Source organism: Acetobacter okinawensis (assembly GCF_002153655.1).
Lineage (GTDB): Bacteria > Pseudomonadota > Alphaproteobacteria > Acetobacterales > Acetobacteraceae > Acetobacter > Acetobacter okinawensis_A.
The window spans coordinates 1-849 of the sequence record NZ_JOPJ01000127.1; the positions used below are offsets into that span (position 1 = coordinate 1).

Consider the following 849-nt stretch of genomic DNA (forward strand, 5'->3'; position numbering starts at 1 on the left):
TCCAAAGCAGAGGGAAAACCTCTGAAAATCACAGCAAAACAGGCTGTGGACTACGTCAGGGGGTATGATCTCCCATTTTATGCAGACATTCAGAAGAAAGGAAAAATTAATGACAGAACCATTCCAGAACTCGGAACAGGACAAGAGGATTACTTTATACCAGCAGACCTATCAGGAAGCCTGTGGAGCAAACAGAAACACACAGGACATTCTCGACCTGATGAGCAACCAGACAGGAGACAAACCCTCACCCATCAACCAGATACAGCAGTTGCTCGAAACCATCTCAGACCAGCAAAAGCAGATTATATCTTCTCAAAGTCAGATATTGAAAAGATTGTCAGCACTGGAAAGCTGAACAGACGCATCATCCATGTTGCCAGCCTGTCCCATATTGTTCTGATAACCCCGAATTATATCAGGGACATCAAAGCACGATTAAAACTGGCAAAGCAGGAAGACTGGTATTTTTATCGCAGAGCCTATCAGAACCTCAAAGACCAGCAATACTGGCTTGACCAATGGAACAACAGCATTGACAGCAACATCCTGCTTTTGTTGGTGGAACTGTTCCTGAGCCTGTTTTTTGGTGGGTCTGTGACCATCAGAAACAAGCCTTATCCCATTGCCATGAATTTTGGACTTCCTGCACCTATCAGTGATGCGACATGGAACATGATGTCAGAAGACCAGCAGGAAAATATCCTGTTTGAAAGTTATCTCTTATACAAATCATCTTATGAAAATTATGAGACACTTCATGCCCAACAGAACGGGAATTCTGTCACGTTTGAGTTTTTCCTGAACCTGCATGGAAAGGATATTCTGACACAGATGATTTCCAGAAAT

General features: G+C 43.1%; 1 protein-coding gene. It reads left to right on the forward strand.

What is annotated here, in order from left to right:
* A partial coding sequence (locus HK26_RS13690; protein ID WP_180539595.1) for a hypothetical protein occupies positions 1 to 849 on the forward strand: 849 nt, incomplete at both ends.